Annotated in this window: 17 protein-coding genes; 9 read left to right on the plus strand and 8 right to left on the minus strand. The window is 70.1% G+C overall.

Annotated elements, in window-relative coordinates; genetic code table 11:
* Window positions 1–3 precede the first annotated feature (3 nt).
* The 3 genes from rpsI to K244_RS0103000 form a co-directional block, all read right to left on the minus strand.
* Entirely contained in the window at window positions 4–483 is a 480-nt protein-coding gene (gene rpsI / locus K244_RS0102990) for a 30S ribosomal protein S9 (protein ID WP_020184761.1), read from the minus strand.
* A 3-nt stretch (window positions 484–486) separates the two neighbouring features.
* Window positions 487–966, minus strand: coding sequence for a 50S ribosomal protein L13 (gene rplM, locus K244_RS0102995; RefSeq protein WP_020184762.1), 480 nt, complete (start codon window positions 964–966; stop codon window positions 487–489).
* Between the two features lie 196 nt (window positions 967–1,162).
* Window positions 1,163–1,576, minus strand: a complete 414-nt coding sequence (locus K244_RS0103000; protein ID WP_020184763.1) for a PaaI family thioesterase — start codon at window positions 1,574–1,576, stop codon at window positions 1,163–1,165.
* A gap of 196 nt (window positions 1,577–1,772) precedes the next feature.
* On the opposite strand from K244_RS0103000, the gene K244_RS0103005 reads away from it, so the two are divergent.
* The 4 genes from K244_RS0103005 to K244_RS0103020 all read left to right on the plus strand — a co-directional run bounded on the left by K244_RS0103005 (window position 1,773) and on the right by K244_RS0103020 (window position 5,526).
* Entirely contained in the window at window positions 1,773–2,441 is a 669-nt protein-coding gene (locus tag K244_RS0103005) for a hypothetical protein (RefSeq protein ID WP_020184764.1), read from the plus strand.
* A 129-nt stretch (window positions 2,442–2,570) separates the two neighbouring features.
* Window positions 2,571–3,632, plus strand: coding sequence for an SDR family oxidoreductase (locus K244_RS0103010; protein ID WP_020184765.1), 1,062 nt, complete (start codon window positions 2,571–2,573; stop codon window positions 3,630–3,632).
* A gap of 99 nt (window positions 3,633–3,731) precedes the next feature.
* A complete protein-coding gene (locus K244_RS0103015) occupies window positions 3,732–4,178 on the plus strand; it encodes a CoA-binding protein (RefSeq protein ID WP_020184766.1) in 447 nt (148 codons plus the stop codon).
* A gap of 49 nt (window positions 4,179–4,227) precedes the next feature.
* Window positions 4,228–5,526 carry an O-acetylhomoserine aminocarboxypropyltransferase gene (locus K244_RS0103020; protein ID WP_020184767.1) on the plus strand — a complete coding sequence of 433 codons (1,299 nt, stop codon included), beginning with the start codon at window positions 4,228–4,230 and terminating at the stop codon, window positions 5,524–5,526.
* Between the two features lie 238 nt (window positions 5,527–5,764).
* Here K244_RS0103020 and K244_RS0103025 read toward each other — a convergent pair whose 3' ends face one another.
* Window positions 5,765–6,874: a COX15/CtaA family protein gene (locus K244_RS0103025; RefSeq protein ID WP_020184768.1), complete on the minus strand. Its 1,110-nt coding sequence runs from the start codon at window positions 6,872–6,874 to the stop codon at window positions 5,765–5,767.
* 121 nt (window positions 6,875–6,995) lie between these two features.
* Here K244_RS0103025 and K244_RS0103030 point away from each other — a divergent pair, with 121 nt between their 5' ends.
* From K244_RS0103030 to K244_RS0103045, 4 genes are all read left to right on the plus strand, one after another.
* Window positions 6,996–7,196, plus strand: a complete 201-nt coding sequence (locus K244_RS0103030) for a DUF2842 domain-containing protein (protein ID WP_020184769.1) — start codon at window positions 6,996–6,998, stop codon at window positions 7,194–7,196.
* A 100-nt stretch (window positions 7,197–7,296) separates the two neighbouring features.
* Window positions 7,297–8,289: an agmatinase gene (speB, locus tag K244_RS0103035; protein ID WP_020184770.1), complete on the plus strand. Its 993-nt coding sequence runs from the start codon at window positions 7,297–7,299 to the stop codon at window positions 8,287–8,289.
* A gap of 54 nt (window positions 8,290–8,343) precedes the next feature.
* Window positions 8,344–8,574 (plus strand): AbrB/MazE/SpoVT family DNA-binding domain-containing protein, encoded by a 231-nt coding sequence (locus K244_RS0103040; protein WP_020184771.1) that lies wholly within the window; start codon window positions 8,344–8,346, stop codon window positions 8,572–8,574.
* Window positions 8,564–8,965 carry a PIN domain-containing protein gene (locus K244_RS0103045; RefSeq protein WP_020184772.1) on the plus strand — a complete coding sequence of 134 codons (402 nt, stop codon included), beginning with the start codon at window positions 8,564–8,566 and terminating at the stop codon, window positions 8,963–8,965. Before K244_RS0103040 ends, K244_RS0103045 begins: the two co-directional genes overlap by 11 nt.
* 45 nt (window positions 8,966–9,010) lie before the next feature.
* Here K244_RS0103045 and nadC read toward each other — a convergent pair whose 3' ends face one another.
* From nadC to nadA, 3 genes are all read right to left on the minus strand, one after another.
* The gene (gene nadC / locus K244_RS0103050; protein ID WP_020184773.1) at window positions 9,011–9,880 is read right to left on the minus strand and encodes a carboxylating nicotinate-nucleotide diphosphorylase; all 870 of its coding nucleotides are present in this window, start codon (window positions 9,878–9,880) and stop codon (window positions 9,011–9,013) included.
* A complete protein-coding gene (locus K244_RS0103055; protein WP_020184774.1) occupies window positions 9,877–11,472 on the minus strand; it encodes an L-aspartate oxidase in 1,596 nt (531 codons plus the stop codon). The genes nadC and K244_RS0103055 overlap by 4 nt, the downstream gene beginning before the upstream one ends.
* Window positions 11,473–11,632: 160 nt before the next feature.
* Window positions 11,633–12,712: a quinolinate synthase NadA gene (nadA, locus tag K244_RS0103060; RefSeq protein WP_020184775.1), complete on the minus strand. Its 1,080-nt coding sequence runs from the start codon at window positions 12,710–12,712 to the stop codon at window positions 11,633–11,635.
* Window positions 12,713–13,101: 389 nt separating this feature from the next.
* Between nadA and K244_RS0103065 the strand changes: the two genes are divergently transcribed.
* Window positions 13,102–14,322, plus strand: coding sequence for an MFS transporter (locus K244_RS0103065; protein ID WP_036306106.1), 1,221 nt, complete (start codon window positions 13,102–13,104; stop codon window positions 14,320–14,322).
* A 30-nt stretch (window positions 14,323–14,352) separates the two neighbouring features.
* On the opposite strand, the gene K244_RS0103070 is transcribed toward K244_RS0103065, so the two are convergent.
* Entirely contained in the window at window positions 14,353–15,705 is a 1,353-nt protein-coding gene (locus tag K244_RS0103070; protein ID WP_020184777.1) for an aspartate aminotransferase family protein, read from the minus strand.
* Between the last annotated feature and the right edge of the window lie 8 nt (window positions 15,706–15,713).

The following is a 15,713-nucleotide window of genomic DNA, read 5'->3' on the forward strand; positions in this document are numbered from 1 at the left end:
CGATCAGCGCTTCGAGAACTGGAAGCTCCGACGCGCCTTGGCGCGGCCGTACTTCTTGCGCTCGACCACGCGGCTGTCGCGGGTCAGGAAGCCGCCCTTCTTAAGGGCGCCGCGCAGCTCCGGCTCGAAGTAGGTGAGGGCCTTCGACAGGCCGTGGCGCACCGCGCCGGCCTGGCCGGAGAGGCCGCCGCCGGCGACCGTGACAGTGACGTCGTACTGGCCCTTGCGGTTCACCACGTCGAGCGGCTGCTGCAGGATCATGCGCAGCACCGGGCGGGCGAAGTAGACCTCGAGCGAGCGCTTGTTGATCTCGATGCGGCCCGAACCGGGGCGGATCCAAACGCGGGCGACCGCGTCCTTGCGCTTGCCAGTGGCGTAGGCGCGGCCGAACTGGTCGACCTTCTTCTCGTACTTCGGGGCGTCGGGGGCGGACGCAGTGAGCGCGCCGCCGAGGTCGCTGAGCGACTGGATGTTCTCGGCCATGACTCAGGCGCTCCGGCTGTTCTTGCTGTTCAGGGCCGCGACGTCGAGCGGCGCCGGCTGCTGGGCTTCATGCGGATGGGTCTCGCCGCCGTAGACGCGGAGATTGCCGAGCTGCTTGCGGCCGAGGGGACCACGCGGGAGCATGCGCTCGACCGCCTTCTCCACCACGCGCTCCGGGAAACGGCCGTCGAGGATCTGGTGCGCCTTGCGCTCCTTGATGCCGCCGGGATAGCCGGTGTGCCAGTAGTAGGGCTTGTCCTGACGCTTCTTGCCCGTGAACACCACCTGGGCGGCGTTGATGACGATGACGTTGTCGCCGTCGTCCACGTGGGGGGTGAAGGTCGGCTTGTGCTTGCCGCGAAGACGCATCGCGATCACGGACGCAAGGCGGCCCACGACCAGGCCCTTCGCGTCGATCACGACCCACTTCTTCTCGACCTCGGCCGGTTTGGCCACATAAGAGCGGGCCAGCTGGGGGCGCATGGGGTGAACCTCGATTGAAAACGAAAGCGCGCCGGACGGGGTCTGGCGCGACGGGCTGGTGATACCGAACGCAGTGGAAAAAATCAACTCACGCGTAGGAGGAAAAACCAGTCAAAATCAGGTACTTACAAAAAGGGTATCATATAACCTCCTCTGTGGTCGTACAGGGAGAGTGGTTTCAGCCGTCGTGTGGCGGTCATCCGCGCGGCGGGATGGAGTAGGTCGCGACCACATGCGCCACCGCCTCGTCCTCGCCGTCGGAGCGCAGTTCGGCCTCACCCACCGCGAGGCCGCGGCCGATCTTGAGATAGCGGCAGTGCGCGATCAGGTCGCGAGGGTCCGGCCGCTTGAGAAAGTTGACGGAGAAGTTGGTGGTGACGGCGAGCTTCACCGGCCCGATCGCGCCGAGCAGCGCGACGTAGAGCGCGACGTCCGCGAGCGCCATCATCGCAGGTCCCGAGATCGTGCCGCCGGGCCGAAGATGCCGTTCGGCGTAGATCAGCCGCATGCGCGCGGAGCCGTGGCCCACCGCCTCGATCGCGTAGTCCACCCCGAGCCGGATCTGCGGAAACTCCGCATCCAGGAACGCCTGCATGTCGGCGATTGTCATGCGAGGAGCGAGATCGGACGTCGGGCGTGGCATTTCCGTCATGGTGGCGTCCCCATTGTCCCGTCATAGTCCCGAATCGACAAAGCCTGCCCGCATGTCGGGCGCGTCGAGGTCCAGGCAGGCGAGGCTTTCGCCGGTCGGGCCGCGGCGCGCAAGACCCCAAGGAGGCGCCCGCGTCTTCCGGAGGACGTCCGAAATGAACATCGTCGCTGCGAGCCGCCTGCTGCGGGCCGCCGTTTTCGCCGGCATGACGCTGGGCGCCTCCGTGGCCCCGGCCTGGGCCCAAGAGCAGCCGAGCGCCGCCGTCGAGCAGACCGGCGACGTCGAGCCGAAGCAGGTGCCGCTCAACGGCAAGCTGGTCGAGAGCTTCCTCGCCGCGTGGCCGGAGTTCGACAAGCTGCGCGAGAAGCTGGCGGCGCAGAACCCCCAGACCAAGGCGCAGGAAAACAGCACCGACCAGCCGGAGAGCGACGAAGCCGAGGTGGGCGAGGCCGAAGATCCGATCGGCGCGCTCGCGAGCTATCTCGACAAGCCCGAGGCCAAGGCCGAGATCGACGCGATCCTGAAGAAGCACCAGTTCGCGACCTATTCCGACTGGGCGGACGTGGCGCAGTCGGTGCTGCTCGCCTTCGGCGCAAGCGACCCGGAAGGCGGCGACACCGACCTCGCCGAGGAGAAGAAGAAGGTTCAAGCCGAGATCCAGAACGACGCGGCGCTCTCCGAAGACGAGAAGCAGGCGGCCCTGAAGGACCTTGACGAGCAGTTCGCGGCGCTCGAGAGCTTCCAGCCTCTGCCGGGCAACGTCGAGGCGGTGAAGCCCTACGTCGCCAAGATCAAGGCGCTGTTCGGCGAAGACGAGAACTGAGCGAGGAGGGAGTCGCGGGCTGGCTCCGGCACACGCCAGCTTTGCTTCCGCGCACCCGCCCGCGTGCGGCCGTGCTCTGGATGCGCCCGTTCGAGAAGCCTAGATCGCTCGTCTTGAAGAGGAGCGATCATGACGAACACAGCCCTGGTGGTCGGCGCGAGCGGCGTCGTCGGCGCCGCGACGGCCGAGGTCCTGTCCCAGGCGGGATGGCCGGTGCTGGGCCTCGCCCGGCGCCCCGCCACGCAGTCGGGCGTCGCCGCTCTGGCCGGCGACCTTCTCGATCCGTCGTCGCTGCGTGAGGCGCTGGCCGGCGCCGCACCCACCCATGTCTTCATCGCCACCTGGCTCCGCCAGGAGACCGAGGCGGAGAACATCCGCGTCAACGCGGCGATGGTGCGCAACCTGTTCGACGCTCTGCGTGCGTCGGGATCGGTGCGCCACGTGGCGCTGGTCACGGGCCTGAAGCACTACCTCGGGCCGTTCGAGAGCTACGGCAAAGGAACGCTCCCGCAGACCCCGTTCCGCGAGGACCAGGGGCGGCTCGACGTCGAGAACTTCTATTACGCGCAGGAGGACGAGGTCTTCGCCGCCGCGGCCCGCGACGGGTTCGCCTGGAGCGTCCACCGCCCGCACACGATCATCGGCAAGGCGGTCGGCAACGCCATGAACATGGGCACGACGCTCGCGGTTTACGCCTCGATCTGCAAGACGACGGGGCGTCCGTTCCGGTTCCCCGGAAGCGAGACGCAATGGCGCAGCCTCACCGACATGACCGACGCGCGTCTGCTCGCCCGCCACATGCTGTGGGCGACCGAGACGCCCGCCGCCGCGAACCAGGACTTCAACGTCGTCAACGGCGATGTCTTCCGCTGGAGCTGGATGTGGGAGCGGATCGCGGCGTGGTTCGAGCTCGAAGCCGAACCGTTCGACGGCGTGGTGCGCCCGCTGGAGGAGCAGATGGCGGACGACGCGACCGTCTGGCGCGACATCGCCGCCCGGCGCGGCCTCGCCGAGCCCGACCTCGGCCGGCTGGCCTCGCCCTGGCACACCGACGCCGACCTCGGCCGGCCCATCGAGGTCGTCACCGACATGTCCAAGAGCCGACGCATGGGTTTTGCGCTCTATCAGCCGACCGACGACGCGTTCTACGCGCTGTTCGAGCGGCTGAGGAGCGACCGGCTCATTCTGTAAGCGGCGCCCACAGCGCGGCGCGCCGGCCATCGTAAGCCACGCCGTCGCCCATCGGGCAGGGGGCTGCGCCGAGCGCGCGGACGCCTTAAGTCTGTGGGCATGACCCAGACTTCACCCGACGCCATCCGCCAGATCCTCAGCTCCGTCCGCACCATCGCGGTGATCGGGGCGAGCCCCAATCCCTCGCGCGACAGCCACATCGTCGCCGCCTTCCTGGCCGCCCGCGGCTACCGCGTGTTCCCGGTCAATCCGGGCCACGGCGGCAAGGATATCGCGGGCCTCATGACCTACGCCTCGCTCGCCGAGGTCCAGGAGCCGATCGACATGGTCGACGTGTTCCGCGCCTCCGAGCACGTCGCGGGCGTGCTGGACGAGGCGCTGGCGCTCGCGACGCCGCCGAAGGTGTTCTGGACGCAGCTCGGCGTGCGCGACGACGCTTCCGCCGCGCGCGCCGAGGCCGCCGGCTTGAAGGTCGTTCAGGACCGGTGCCCGAAGATCGACATCATGGAGCTGGGACTACCCGCCCGCGCCGGCGGATCCGATTGACGGCGCGACTTTCTGACGAATACGTCAGCACTCCACGGGAGAGAAACCTATGTCTGAAGAGGCTCCTGGCCCACGCGCGCCCGGTTTCGCGACGCTCTCCGTCCACGCCGGCGCGCAGCCCGACCCCACCACCAAGGCCCGCGCGACGCCGATCTACCAGACGACGTCCTTCACCTTCGACGACGTCGACCACGCGGCGGCGCTGTTCGGCCTGGAGGCCTTCGGCAACATCTACACCCGCATCGGCAACCCGACGAACGCGGTGCTGGAGGAGCGCATCGCGGCGCTCGAGGGCGGCACGGCGGCGCTCGCCGTCGCGTCCGGCCACGCGGCGCAACTCCTCGTGTTCCACGGACTGCTGACGCCCGGCGACGAGTTCGTCGCCGCCACGAAGCTCTACGGCGGGTCGATCAACCAGTTCGGCCACGCGTTCAAGAGCTTTGGCTGGAACGTCGCCTGGACCGATCCGGACGACCTGGAGGCCTTCGAGCGCGCGGTGACCCCGAAGACCAAGGCGATCTTCGTCGAGTCGATCGCAAACCCCGGCGGCACCGTCACCGACATCGCGGCGATCTCGGAGATCGCGAAGCGCGCGGGCGTCCCGCTGATCGTCGACAACACGCTGGCGACGCCGTACCTCGTAAAGCCGTTCGAGCACGGCGCGGACATCGTCGTGCATTCCGCCACCAAGTTTCTCGGCGGCCACGGCAACTCCATCGGCGGGCTGATCGTCGACGGCGGCTCGTTCGACTGGCTCGCGAGCGGACGCTACCCCTTCCTGAGCGAGCCGAGGCCGGAGTACGGCGGCGTGGTGCTGGGCCAGACCTTCGGCAACTTCGCCTTCGCGGTGGCCATGCGCGCGCTGTCGCTGCGCGATCTGGGCCCTGCGCTGTCGCCGTTCAACGCGTTCCTGCTGCTGACGGGGATCGAGACGCTCCCGCTGCGCATGCGCGCCCATTGCGACAACGCGCTGAAGGTCGCGAGCTACCTCGAGAGCCATCCAAAGGTCGCCTGGGTGAACTACCCCGGCCTCGCCTCGAACCCCCACCACGCCCGCGCGCAGAAATATGCGCCCAAGGGCGCCGGGGCCGTGTTCACCTTCGGCCTCGCGGGCGGCTACGGGGCGGGCGTGGCGCTGGTGTCGAAAGTCAAGCTGTTCTCCCACCTCGCGAACGTCGGCGACACGCGCTCGCTGATCATCCACCCCGCCTCCACGACCCATCGCCAGCTCGATGAGGCGAAGCTCGCGGCGGCGGGCGCCGGGCCGGAGGTGGTGCGGCTCTCGGTCGGCATCGAAGACGCCGAGGACATCATCGCCGACCTGGAGCAGGCGCTGGCCGCGGTGTGAGCCGGCGGGGCGCTTCAGAGGCGGGCGCGCGTCTCCCTCCTCGCGCCGCAGGCGCGGGGAGGGCGGCCTCGGCGAAGCCGAGGTCGGGTGGGGTGTTGGGCGTCGAGCGCGACCGTGACGTCGGCGTCTCTCTGGCCCCACCCCACTCGGCCGGGCTTCGCCCGTCCACCCTCCCCTCTATCGGGGGAGGGACGCCCCCGCCTTATTCTTGGGACGACAGCCTGATCGACCCCTCAACTCACGCCGCCGGCTGCGCCAGCCCGTGCGGCGCCTGCGCCTTCGCCCGTTCGCGCGCGGCGCGCTCGTGCAGCAGGCCGGCGTTCATGACCGCAAGCCCCAGCACGACGACCGCGCCGAACTGGTGGGCGAGGCCGAGCTCCAGCGGCACCACGTGGATCAGCGTCAGCACGCCGAGCCCCGCCTGCAGCGTCATCAGGAAGGCGAGGGCGACCGCGCGGTTCGACGCCCTGCGGCAGAGCTTGGCGTTGGTGACGGCGAGGGCGTAGGCGAGCGTCGCCGCGAACAGCACGTAGGCGCCGATGCGGTGGTTGAGCTGCACCAGCGCGACGTTGTCGACGAAGTTCTCCCACCAAGGCGTCGTCGCGAACAACGTCGCGGCGGAGGGCGCGAACCCGCCGTCCATTAGCGGCCAGGTGTTGAACGAGAACCCGGCCTTCGAGCCCGCGACCAGTCCGCCGAGCAGGATCTGCACGAAGGACAGCGCCAACACGGCGTAGGCGCCGGCGCGAAGGCCCGGCCGCAGCAGGCCGCCGTCGCGGCCGAACTGCCTGAGATGCACGAGGAACAGCACCAGCGTCGCGAAGAAGGCGAGCGCCAGTCCGAGGTGCAGGGTGAGTTTCACCGGCGCGACGGCGGTCATGCCCTCCTGCAGCCCGGACGCCACCATGATCCAGCCGACCGCGCCCTGCAGGCCGAGCAGCAGGCCCATGGCGAACAGCGTGAGGCCCTCCTTCAGGCTCACGCGCCGCGTGGCTGCGGCGAAGCCGAGCCCGAGCAGGAAGACGACGCCGATGGAGCGGCCGAGCTGCCGGTGGCCCCACTCCCACCAGAAGATGAACTTGAACTCGCCGAGCGACATGCCCTCGTTCAGCAGCTTGTACTGCGAGCTTGCCCGGTACTTCTGGAACGCCTCGGCCCAGGGCGCCTCGCCGAGCGGCGGGATCGCGCCCGTGATCGGATTCCACTCGGTGATCGAGAGGCCGGAGCCCGTCAGGCGCGTGGCGCCGCCGACGACGACCATCAGCGCGACCAGCGCCAGTGTCAGCAGCAGCCAGCCGCGCAGGAAGCGGCGCGGAGGCGCGGGCGAGGGGACGGGGGATGCGGACATGCGGACCTCGCGGCCTCCTCGGGCGCCGGTTGAGCTTGATCGGAAGCTTGGGGACCGCTTTAAGTCCGCGAGGCGCCCCGAACAAGACGGCGTTTCGCCCACCCCCTCGACGGAGCCCGCGATGCGCCCCCGCGCCAAGAAGCTGATCGGCACGGCCGTTCTGGTCGTCGGCGTGTCGATCTACGCGCTGATCGTGATGTTCGTGGGCCAGCTCAAGCTCGCCGGTTCGCACCCCGCGCTCCAGCTCGCGTTCTTCGCGTTCTTCGGGCTGCTGTGGGTCATTCCCGCGGGCCTGCTGATCCGCTGGATGGAGCGGGGCTGACGGCGCGCCGCGCGTCGTCATCGGCGCGCCGCGCTGCTATGGAAGCCTCACGTCGATCGAGATCCTCTCGCGCCGGGACCAGCACGGAGACCTGTCCGCCATGGCTGAGCTGAACGCCGATCCGCTGCGCCCCCGCCCTGTCGACGACGCGCTGAACCCCGCGCGCCGCTACGGCGAGTCCACTGAGGCGAACTACGCCGGCGCGACCTCGTTCCTGCGGCGACCCTACGCGCGCTCCGCCGAGGGCTTCGACGTCGCCGTCTGGGGCGTCGCGCTGGACACCTCGGTCTCCAACCGGCCGGGAACCCGTTTCGGGCCCCGCGCGCTCCGCGAGGCCTCGACGGTCAACGTCGGCGACCCGGCCTATCCCTTCGGCTTCGACATCTTCGGCGACATGGCGGTGGCGGACACTGGCGACTGCTCGCTGGACTACGGCCGGGTGGAGCTGATGCCCGCCGCGATCGAAGCGCAGGCGGCGGAGCGGCTCGCCACCGGCGCGCACCTCGTCACGCTCGGCGGCGACCACTTCCTCACCTATCCCGTGCTCAAGGCGCTGGTGGCGCAGCTCGGCCGGCCGGTGGCGCTGGTGCAGTTCGACGCCCACCAGGACACCTGGGACGACGACGGCTCCCGCATCGACCACGGCACGATGATCACCCGCGCCGTGCGCGACGGGCTCATCATCCCCGAGCGCTCGATCCAGATCGGCATCCGCACCCACGCGCCGAAGGACTACGGGATCGCGATCGTCGACGGCCTGCTCGCCGGCGAGATGGGTCCGATGGCTGTGGCGAGCCGCATCCTCGGCCACGTGGAGGACACGCCGGTCTACGTCAGCTTCGACATCGACTGCCTCGACCCCGCCTTCGCGCCGGGGACGGGCACGCCGGTGCCGGGCGGCGTCTCCTCCGCCTGGGCGATCTCGTGCCTCCGCCGCCTCGGCGCGCTGGACCTCAAGGGTTTTGATATCGTCGAGGTCTCGCCGCCCTACGACCACGCCGGGATCACCGCGCTCGCGGGAGTCTCCATGGCGCAGATCTATCTCGGGCTGCTTGCCGAGCGGAAACGGGCGGGCTTGTCGATCAGGGTATGACCGAGAGCGCTCCAATGATATACATTTCTTAGAGTATATCATTGGAGGCGGATCATGCAGGTCGCAAAATGGGGGAACGCGCTTGCCGTCAGGCTCCCGGCGGCTGTCGTCGAGGCGCTGAAGCTGAAGGCGGGAGACCAGATCGATATTCAGGTCGTCGGCGAGCGAGCCTTCGAAGTGGCGCGGGCTCCCTCCCGTGCGGAGCTTCTCGCCCGGCTGGACAAGTACCGCGGACGGTTGCCCGACGGCTTTCGTTTCGATCGCCTTGAAGCGAATGAGCGTTAACGCCTTCGTCGACACCAACGTTCTCGTCTATCTCCTCGGCCAGGACAGTCGAAAGGCGGAGATCGGGAAGGCGCGCCTCGCCGAGGGCGCAACGGTGAGCGTGCAGGCGCTGAACGAGTTCGCAAACGTCGCCCGCCGCAAGATGGCGCTGTCCTGGGACGAGCTGGACGATGTCCTCTCGGTCCTCAGGTCCGTTTGCGCCGTTGTGCCCGTCACGGTCGAAACGCACGAGCGGGGCGTCGCGCTTGCCCGCCGTCACCAGCTCTCGGTCTACGATGCGATGATCGTCGCGGCCGCGAGGCTCGCCGGCTGCGCCACCCTGTGGTCGGAGGACATGCAGGACGGCGCGACGCTCGACGGCGTCACGATCCGCGATCCCTTCAGGGGCTGATCCGAAGCTGCATCACCTGCCCCAAGTTAGGATGAGCGGACAGGCTCAGCCCACCGCCACGTCCAGCCCGAGGTCCAGCGTCGGCGCGGAGTGGGTGATGCGGCCGACGGAGATCAGGTCGACGCCGGTCTCCGCGATCGCCGCCACCGTCTCCAGCGAGACGTTGCCGGAGGCCTCCGCCGCCATCCGGCCGCCGATGCGGGCGACCGCTTCGCGCAGCAGGTCCGGCCCCATGTTGTCGAGCAGCACGACGTCTGCGCCGCCGTGGGCGATGACGCGGTCGAGCTGATCGAGGGTGTCGACCTCGATCTCGATCTTCACGAGATGGCCGATGTAGCCCTTGGCCCCGTCGAGCGCGGCTTCGATCGAGCCGGCGACCGCGATGTGGTTGTCCTTGATCAGGATGGCGTCGTCGAGGCCGAAGCGGTGGTTCGCGCCGCCGCCGCAACGCACCGCGTACTTCTCGAACACACGCAGGCCCGGCGTGGTCTTCCGCGTGCAGCAGATCTTCGCCTTGGTGTGGGCGATGAGGTCGGCGTAGGCCGCAGTCGCCGTGGCGACGCCCGACAGCCGGCCCAGGAAGTTGAGCGCGGTCCGCTCCGCTGACAGCGCAGGGCGGGCGGGGCCTTCGATGCGGGCGATGACCATGCCGGGCGCGAGTTCGGCGCCATCGGTCAGTTCGGCCGCAAACGCGATCGACGGGTCTAGCGCCGCGAAGGCGGCTTGCGCCAGCTGGAGGCCGGCCAGCCGGCCGGGCTGGCGCGCGGCGATGACGAGGCGCGCGGTCGCGGAGGCTGGAATGGTCGCCGCGGTGGTGATGTCGCCTGCGCGACCGAGGTCCTCGGCGAGCGTCGCTTCGACGGCGCGGCGGACGGCGATCGGGTCCAGCCCGCCGAGTGGATGCGGGGCGCTCACGAGGCGGCCCGCGCCAGCGGCGCCTCGGCGCGCTCCAGCGCGTCGTCGAGCGTTAGCAGGGAGCGATGGGCGAGCGCGGGGACGGCGTCGGGCGCGTCGGAGCGGAAATGGCCCCCCCGGCTCTCGCGCCGGCGTTCCGCGGCGACCGCGATCAACAGGGCGGTGGTCGCCATGTTGCGGGTGTCTGGGTCGTTCGCGGCCCGGCGGATACGGGCGAAGGTCTCGACCGCGCGGCCGAGGCCCACCGCGTTCCGCACCACGCCGACATGGTCGGCCATGGTCCGGCGCAGCTCCGCGACGGCCGCGCCATCGGCGGACGTCGCGGCCGGCGCCGCGCGGGACGCGGCGACGCGCGGGGCGGGGAGGAGGCCCAGAATGTCCTCGGAGATGCGCGCGCCGAAGACGACGGCCTCCAGCAGCGAGTTCGAGGCGAGGCGGTTCGCGCCGTGGGCGCCGGTGGAGGCGGTCTCGCCGCAGACCCAGAGCCCGTCGAGCGAGGAGCGGCCGTTCGCGTCCACCAGCACGCCGCCCATGTGGTAGTGCGCGGCGGGCGCGACGGGGACCGGCTCCGTGACCGGGTCGACGCCCGCCGCCATGCAGGCGGCGTAGACGGTCGGGAACCGGCTCGGGAAGCGCTCGCCCACCTTGGCGCGCGCGTCGAGGAAAGCGCCTCCGTTGCGCACGGCTTCGAATACCGCGCGGGCCACGATGTCGCGTGGGGCGAGGTCGAGGTCGGGGTGCACGCTCTCCATGATGCGCCGGCCGGCATGGTCGACCAGCACCGCGCCCTCGCCGCGCAGCGCTTCGGTCGCAAGCGGCGCCGGGTCGCGGCCGACGGCGATCGCGGTCGGATGGAACTGCACGAACTCGAGGTCGGCCAATGTCGCGCCGGCCTCCGCCGCCATGGCGAGCCCGCCGCCGCGCGCCTCCACCGGGTTGGTGGTGACGGCGTAGAGGTGGCCGACGCCGCCCGACGCCAGCACCACCGCGCGGCCAATGATGCGCACCGGCTTCGCGGCGCCCGCGGCGCGGGCCGTGACGCCGACCACGAAGCGGCCTTCGGTGACGAGCTCCTCGGCGACCAGGCCTTCCAGCACCCGGATCGACGGCGTGCGCCGGACGGCGGCGACCAGCGCCCCCATGATGGCGCGGCCGGCGAGGTCGCCGTTGACGCGCACGATACGGCGCTCGGAATGCGCGGCCTCGCGGGAGAGTTGCAGCTTGCCTTCCAGATCGCGGTCGAACGGCACGCCGTAGGCGAGCAGGTCGGCGATGCGGGCGGGCGCCTCGCTGGTCATCAGCCGTGCGATGGCCTCGTCGACGATTCCGGCGCCGGCCGCCACCGTGTCGGCGGCGTGGGACTCCGCGCTGTCGCCCAGGCCCACCGCGGCGGCGATCCCCCCTTGAGCCCAGGCCGAGGAGGCGCCGTCGCCGAGCGGGGCGGCGGTGACGATGGTGACGGGCCGGGGGCTGAGCTTCAGCGCGGTGAACAGCCCCGCGAGCCCGCCCCCGACGATGACGACGTCGTCGACGCCGGCCCAGGAGAGGGGCGCGAGCGCGTCGGGATCAAGAGGGTCGGGGGCGTCGGTCATGGCGGAGGCTCTCGGCGCAAGCGGCGCGGTCGCGCCGTCATCCCGGCCGGAGCGGCGGAGCCGCGGAGAGCCGGGATCGTAATCCGGAAAGGGCTCTTCATTCTGAGCGCGATCCCGGCTCTCGGCTTCCGCCTCGGCCGGGATGACGGCCGTCCTCCGCTCAGATTTTCAGGTTCACCATGCGCTCGACGCTCGCGCGGGCGCGGTCGGCGATCACCGGGTCGACCACGATCTCCTCGCGCATGTGCACCAGGCTCTCGAGGATCTTCGGCAGCGTGATGCGCTTCATGTGCGGGCAGAGGTTGCACGGCTTCACGAATTCGGTGTTCGGAGACGAGCTCATGATGTTGTCCGCCATCGAGCACTCGGTGATCAGCACCACCTTCTTCGGCGACCGGTTCTTCACGTAGTCCGCGAGCTTCGCGGTCGAGCCGGTGAAGTCGGCCTCGGCCAGCACCTCCGGCGGGCATTCCGGGTGCGCGAGGATCGTCACGTCCGGATCGGCCTCGCGGTAGGCGCGCAGCTCCTCAGCCGTGAAGCGCTCGTGCACCTCGCAGGCGCCGTTCCAAGTGATGATCTTCACCTTGGTCTGGGTCGCGATCCAGGCGGCGAGGTACTGGTCGGGCAGAACCATCACCTCCGGAACGCCGAGGGATTCCACCACCGCGACCGCGTTGCCGGAGGTCAGGCAGATGTCGGCCTCGGCCTTCACCTCGGCGGTGGTGTTGACATACACGGCGACCGGCACGCCGGGGTGCTTCCGGCGCAGTTCGCGCACGTCCGCCGCGGTGATCGAGGTCGCGAGCGAGCAGCCGGCGCGCGAGTCCGGGATCAGCACGGTCTTGTCCGGGTTCAGGATCTTCGAGGTCTCGGCCATGAAGTGCACGCCGCACTGGACGATGACGTCGGCGTCGGTCTTCGTCGCCTCGCGCGCCAGCTGGAAGCTGTCGCCCACCACGTCCGCCACGCAGTTGTAGATCTCCGGCGTCTGGTAGTTGTGCGCCAGGATCACCGCGTTGCGGACCTTCTTGAGCTCGTTGATCGCCTTCACGTAGGGCGCGAAGAACGGCCATTCGACCGGCGGGATGACCGCCTTCACCCGCTCGTAGAGATGCGCCGTCGCGGCCTCCACCTCGGGAGTCCATGCGAGCGACGGCATGGCGACCGGCGGAAAACGCCGCGGCTCCACGCTAAGGCGCGGGCGGACGACGTCGGCGACAAGGGCGGCGAGCGGGGACATGGCGTCCTCCCAGGATCGAACCGTTCCAATATGCTCATTTAGAGCATAACTATGATAATGCGTCGCAGGCCGGAATAAAAGAGGGCGGCGCCATGAAAACGTCACGTGGCATACCAGACCCTTTAAGGCCGCGACATTGCAGATGGACGTTGGGCCCGCCTTCTCGCGTCGTCCTTTGCCTCGACCGGAGGACCCGCCTCTAACCTGAAGCGCCTCGCCGGGAAAGGGATGGTCCGGTCAAGCCGGACCATGACGGCCGAGGGGGTCGTTGGAGGCGCACGGCGCTCGTCCGATCGTTTCCCGAGATGCCGCGGATCATGGAGTTTCATGAGCCGCCGCCGCAGCGCGCCGCTAAGCTCGCGCCGGGATTCTCGTTCAGGAGGCTCGCCATGATCGTCGCCGCCCGCGCCGTGCGCTCGCCGCTCGTCATCATCCTCTGCGGCTGCGCCATCGCGGCGCTCACCTTCGGGCCGCGGTCGGCGGCGGGACTGCTGCTCACGCCGATCTCGGAAAGCCACGGCTGGGGCCGCGACGTGTTCGCGATGTCGTTCGCGATCCAGAACCTGCTATGGGGCGTGGGCCAGCCCTTCGCCGGCGCGGTCGCCGACCGCTTCGGCGCGGTGCGGGTGCTGATGCTGGGCGGTCTCCTCTACGCCGCCGGCCTCGCCTTGATGCCGTTCTCGAGCGATCCGCTCGGGATGCACCTGTCCGCCGGCGTGCTGATCGGCTTCGGCCTGTCCGGCGCCTCGTTTTCGCTGGTGATCGGAGCCTTCGGAAAGCTGCTGCCGCCGGAGTGGCGGACGCTCGGCTTCGGCTTCGGCACGGCCGCAGGGTCCTTCGGCCAGTTCATCTTCACGCCCTTCGCCTCGGCGCTGGTCACCGCCTACGGCTGGCAGGCGACGGTGCTGATCTTCGCGGCGCTGATGCTGCTGGTGGTCCCGCTGTCGCTGGCGCTCGCCGCGCCGAAGGCGGCGCCAGGAGACGGCCCGCGGGTCCTCGACCAGACCATCCGCGAGGCGATCGCGGAGGCCGCGCGCACGCCGAGCTACTGGCTGTTGGTCGTCGGTTTCTTCACCTGCGGCTTCCATCTCGCCTTCATCACCGCGCATCTGCCGCCGTACCTCATTGACCACGGCGTTTCGCCCACGATCGGAGGCTGGACGCTCGCCCTGATCGGCCTGTTCAACATCGCAGGCTCGCTGTCGTCCGGCGTGCTGGCGGGGCGGATGCCGAAACGGGTGCTGCTGGCCGCGATCTACTTCGCCCGCGGCGTGCTGATCGTCGGCTTCATCACGCTGCCGGTGACGCCGGCGACATCGCTCGCCTTCGGCGCTGGGATCGGCCTGCTGTGGCTCTCCACCATCCCGCCGACATCGGGGATCGTCGCCACCCTGTTCGGCACGCGCTACCTCACGATGCTCTACGGCTTCGTGTTCTTCTCCCACCAGGTGGGCTCGTTCTTCGGGGTGTGGCTCGGCGGCCTGCTCTACGAGCGTACGGGGAGCTACGACGTGGTGTGGTGGATCGCGATCGCGCTCAGCGTGATGTCGGGGCTCATCAACCTGCCGATCCGCGAGGTTCCCGTCGCGCGATTGGCGGCGGCGACCTGAAGACGGCCGCAACCGCGCCGCCCGCGACCCTCAGCGGTTCGCCAGCGCGTCGTCCAGCGCCTCGACCAGCATGTCGGCGTGGGCGCGCTCGAAGATCAGGGGAGGGCGGATCTTCAGGACGTTGCCGTAGCGGCCCGCGGCGCCGATCAGGATGCGCCGCTCGCGCAGGGCGTTGATGATGTAGCTCGCGATCTCCGGCGCCGGGGCGCCGTCGGCGACGAACTCGACGCCGAGGTAGAGTCCCGCGCCGCGCGCCTCGCCGATCGCGCCATGGCGCTGTCCCAGCGCCTTCAGCCGCGCCAGCATGTAGCCCCCCACGTCCGCCGCGTTCGCGATGAGCCCGCGCTCCTCGATCTCCTGCAGCACGGCGAGCGCCGCGGCGGAGGCGACGGGGTTGCCGCCGAAGGTGTTGAAGTAACCCACGCTCGCCGCGAAGCGCTGCATCAGGTCGAGCCGCGCCACCACGCCGCCGATCGGAATGCCGTTGCCCATGGGCTTGCCCATGGTGACGACGTCCGGCGTGACGCCGTGACGTTGGAAACCCCACATCGCGGCGCCGGTGCGGCCGAAGCCCGGCTGCACCTCGTCGGCGATGAACAGGCCGCCGGCCCGGCGCGTCGCCTCGACCGCCGGCGCCAGGAAGCCCGCAGGGTCGGCGGCGACGCCGTCGCTGGAGAAGATGGTGTCGACCAGAAGCCCGGCGAAGCCGTGCCCGCTCGCCTCCAGATCCGCGATCGCGGCGTCAAGATCGGCGGCGAATCGGCCCGCCACGTCGCCCGGGCCGAAGGGCGCGGGGATGGCGCGCACGTGCGGCGCGAGCGGCTGGCCGGGACGGGAGGAAGGCGAGACCTCCGTCACGGCGGTCGTGTTGCCGTGGTAGGCCATCTCGGTCACCACGAAGCCGCGTTTGCCCGTCGCCGCCGTCGCGATCCGGAGCGCGAGGTCGTTGCTTTCGCTGCCGGTACAGGTGAAGGCGACCTTGTCGAGCCCTTCGGGGAAGGTGGCGAGCAGCCGTTCGGCGTAGGTGTGAACGATGTCGTAGAGATAGCGGGTGTGGATGTTGAGCGTCGCGACCTGCTTCGCCACCGCCTCAGCGACCTTCGGGTTGCAGTGCCCGACCGAGGGGACGTTGTTGTAGACGTCGAGGTAGCGCGTCCCGTCCGCCTCCTGCAGCCAGACGCCGTCGCCCGAGACCACGTGCAGCGGACGATCGTAGAACAGCACCGAGGTCGGGCCGAACGACCGCTGGCGACGGGCGACCAGCGCCGCCGTCTCCGGCGAGAGGGCCGACGGGCGCGCGGCGTCGAAGGCGTTGAGGGCCAGGATTTGGCGGCTCGCCGCCGGCGCGGCGTCGGCCGGCCGAATGTTCGCGGGCGTGGTCATGACGTCTC

This window comes from Methylopila sp. 73B, from assembly GCF_000526315.1.
In the GTDB taxonomy this organism is placed as follows: Bacteria; Pseudomonadota; Alphaproteobacteria; order Rhizobiales; family Methylopilaceae; genus Methylopila.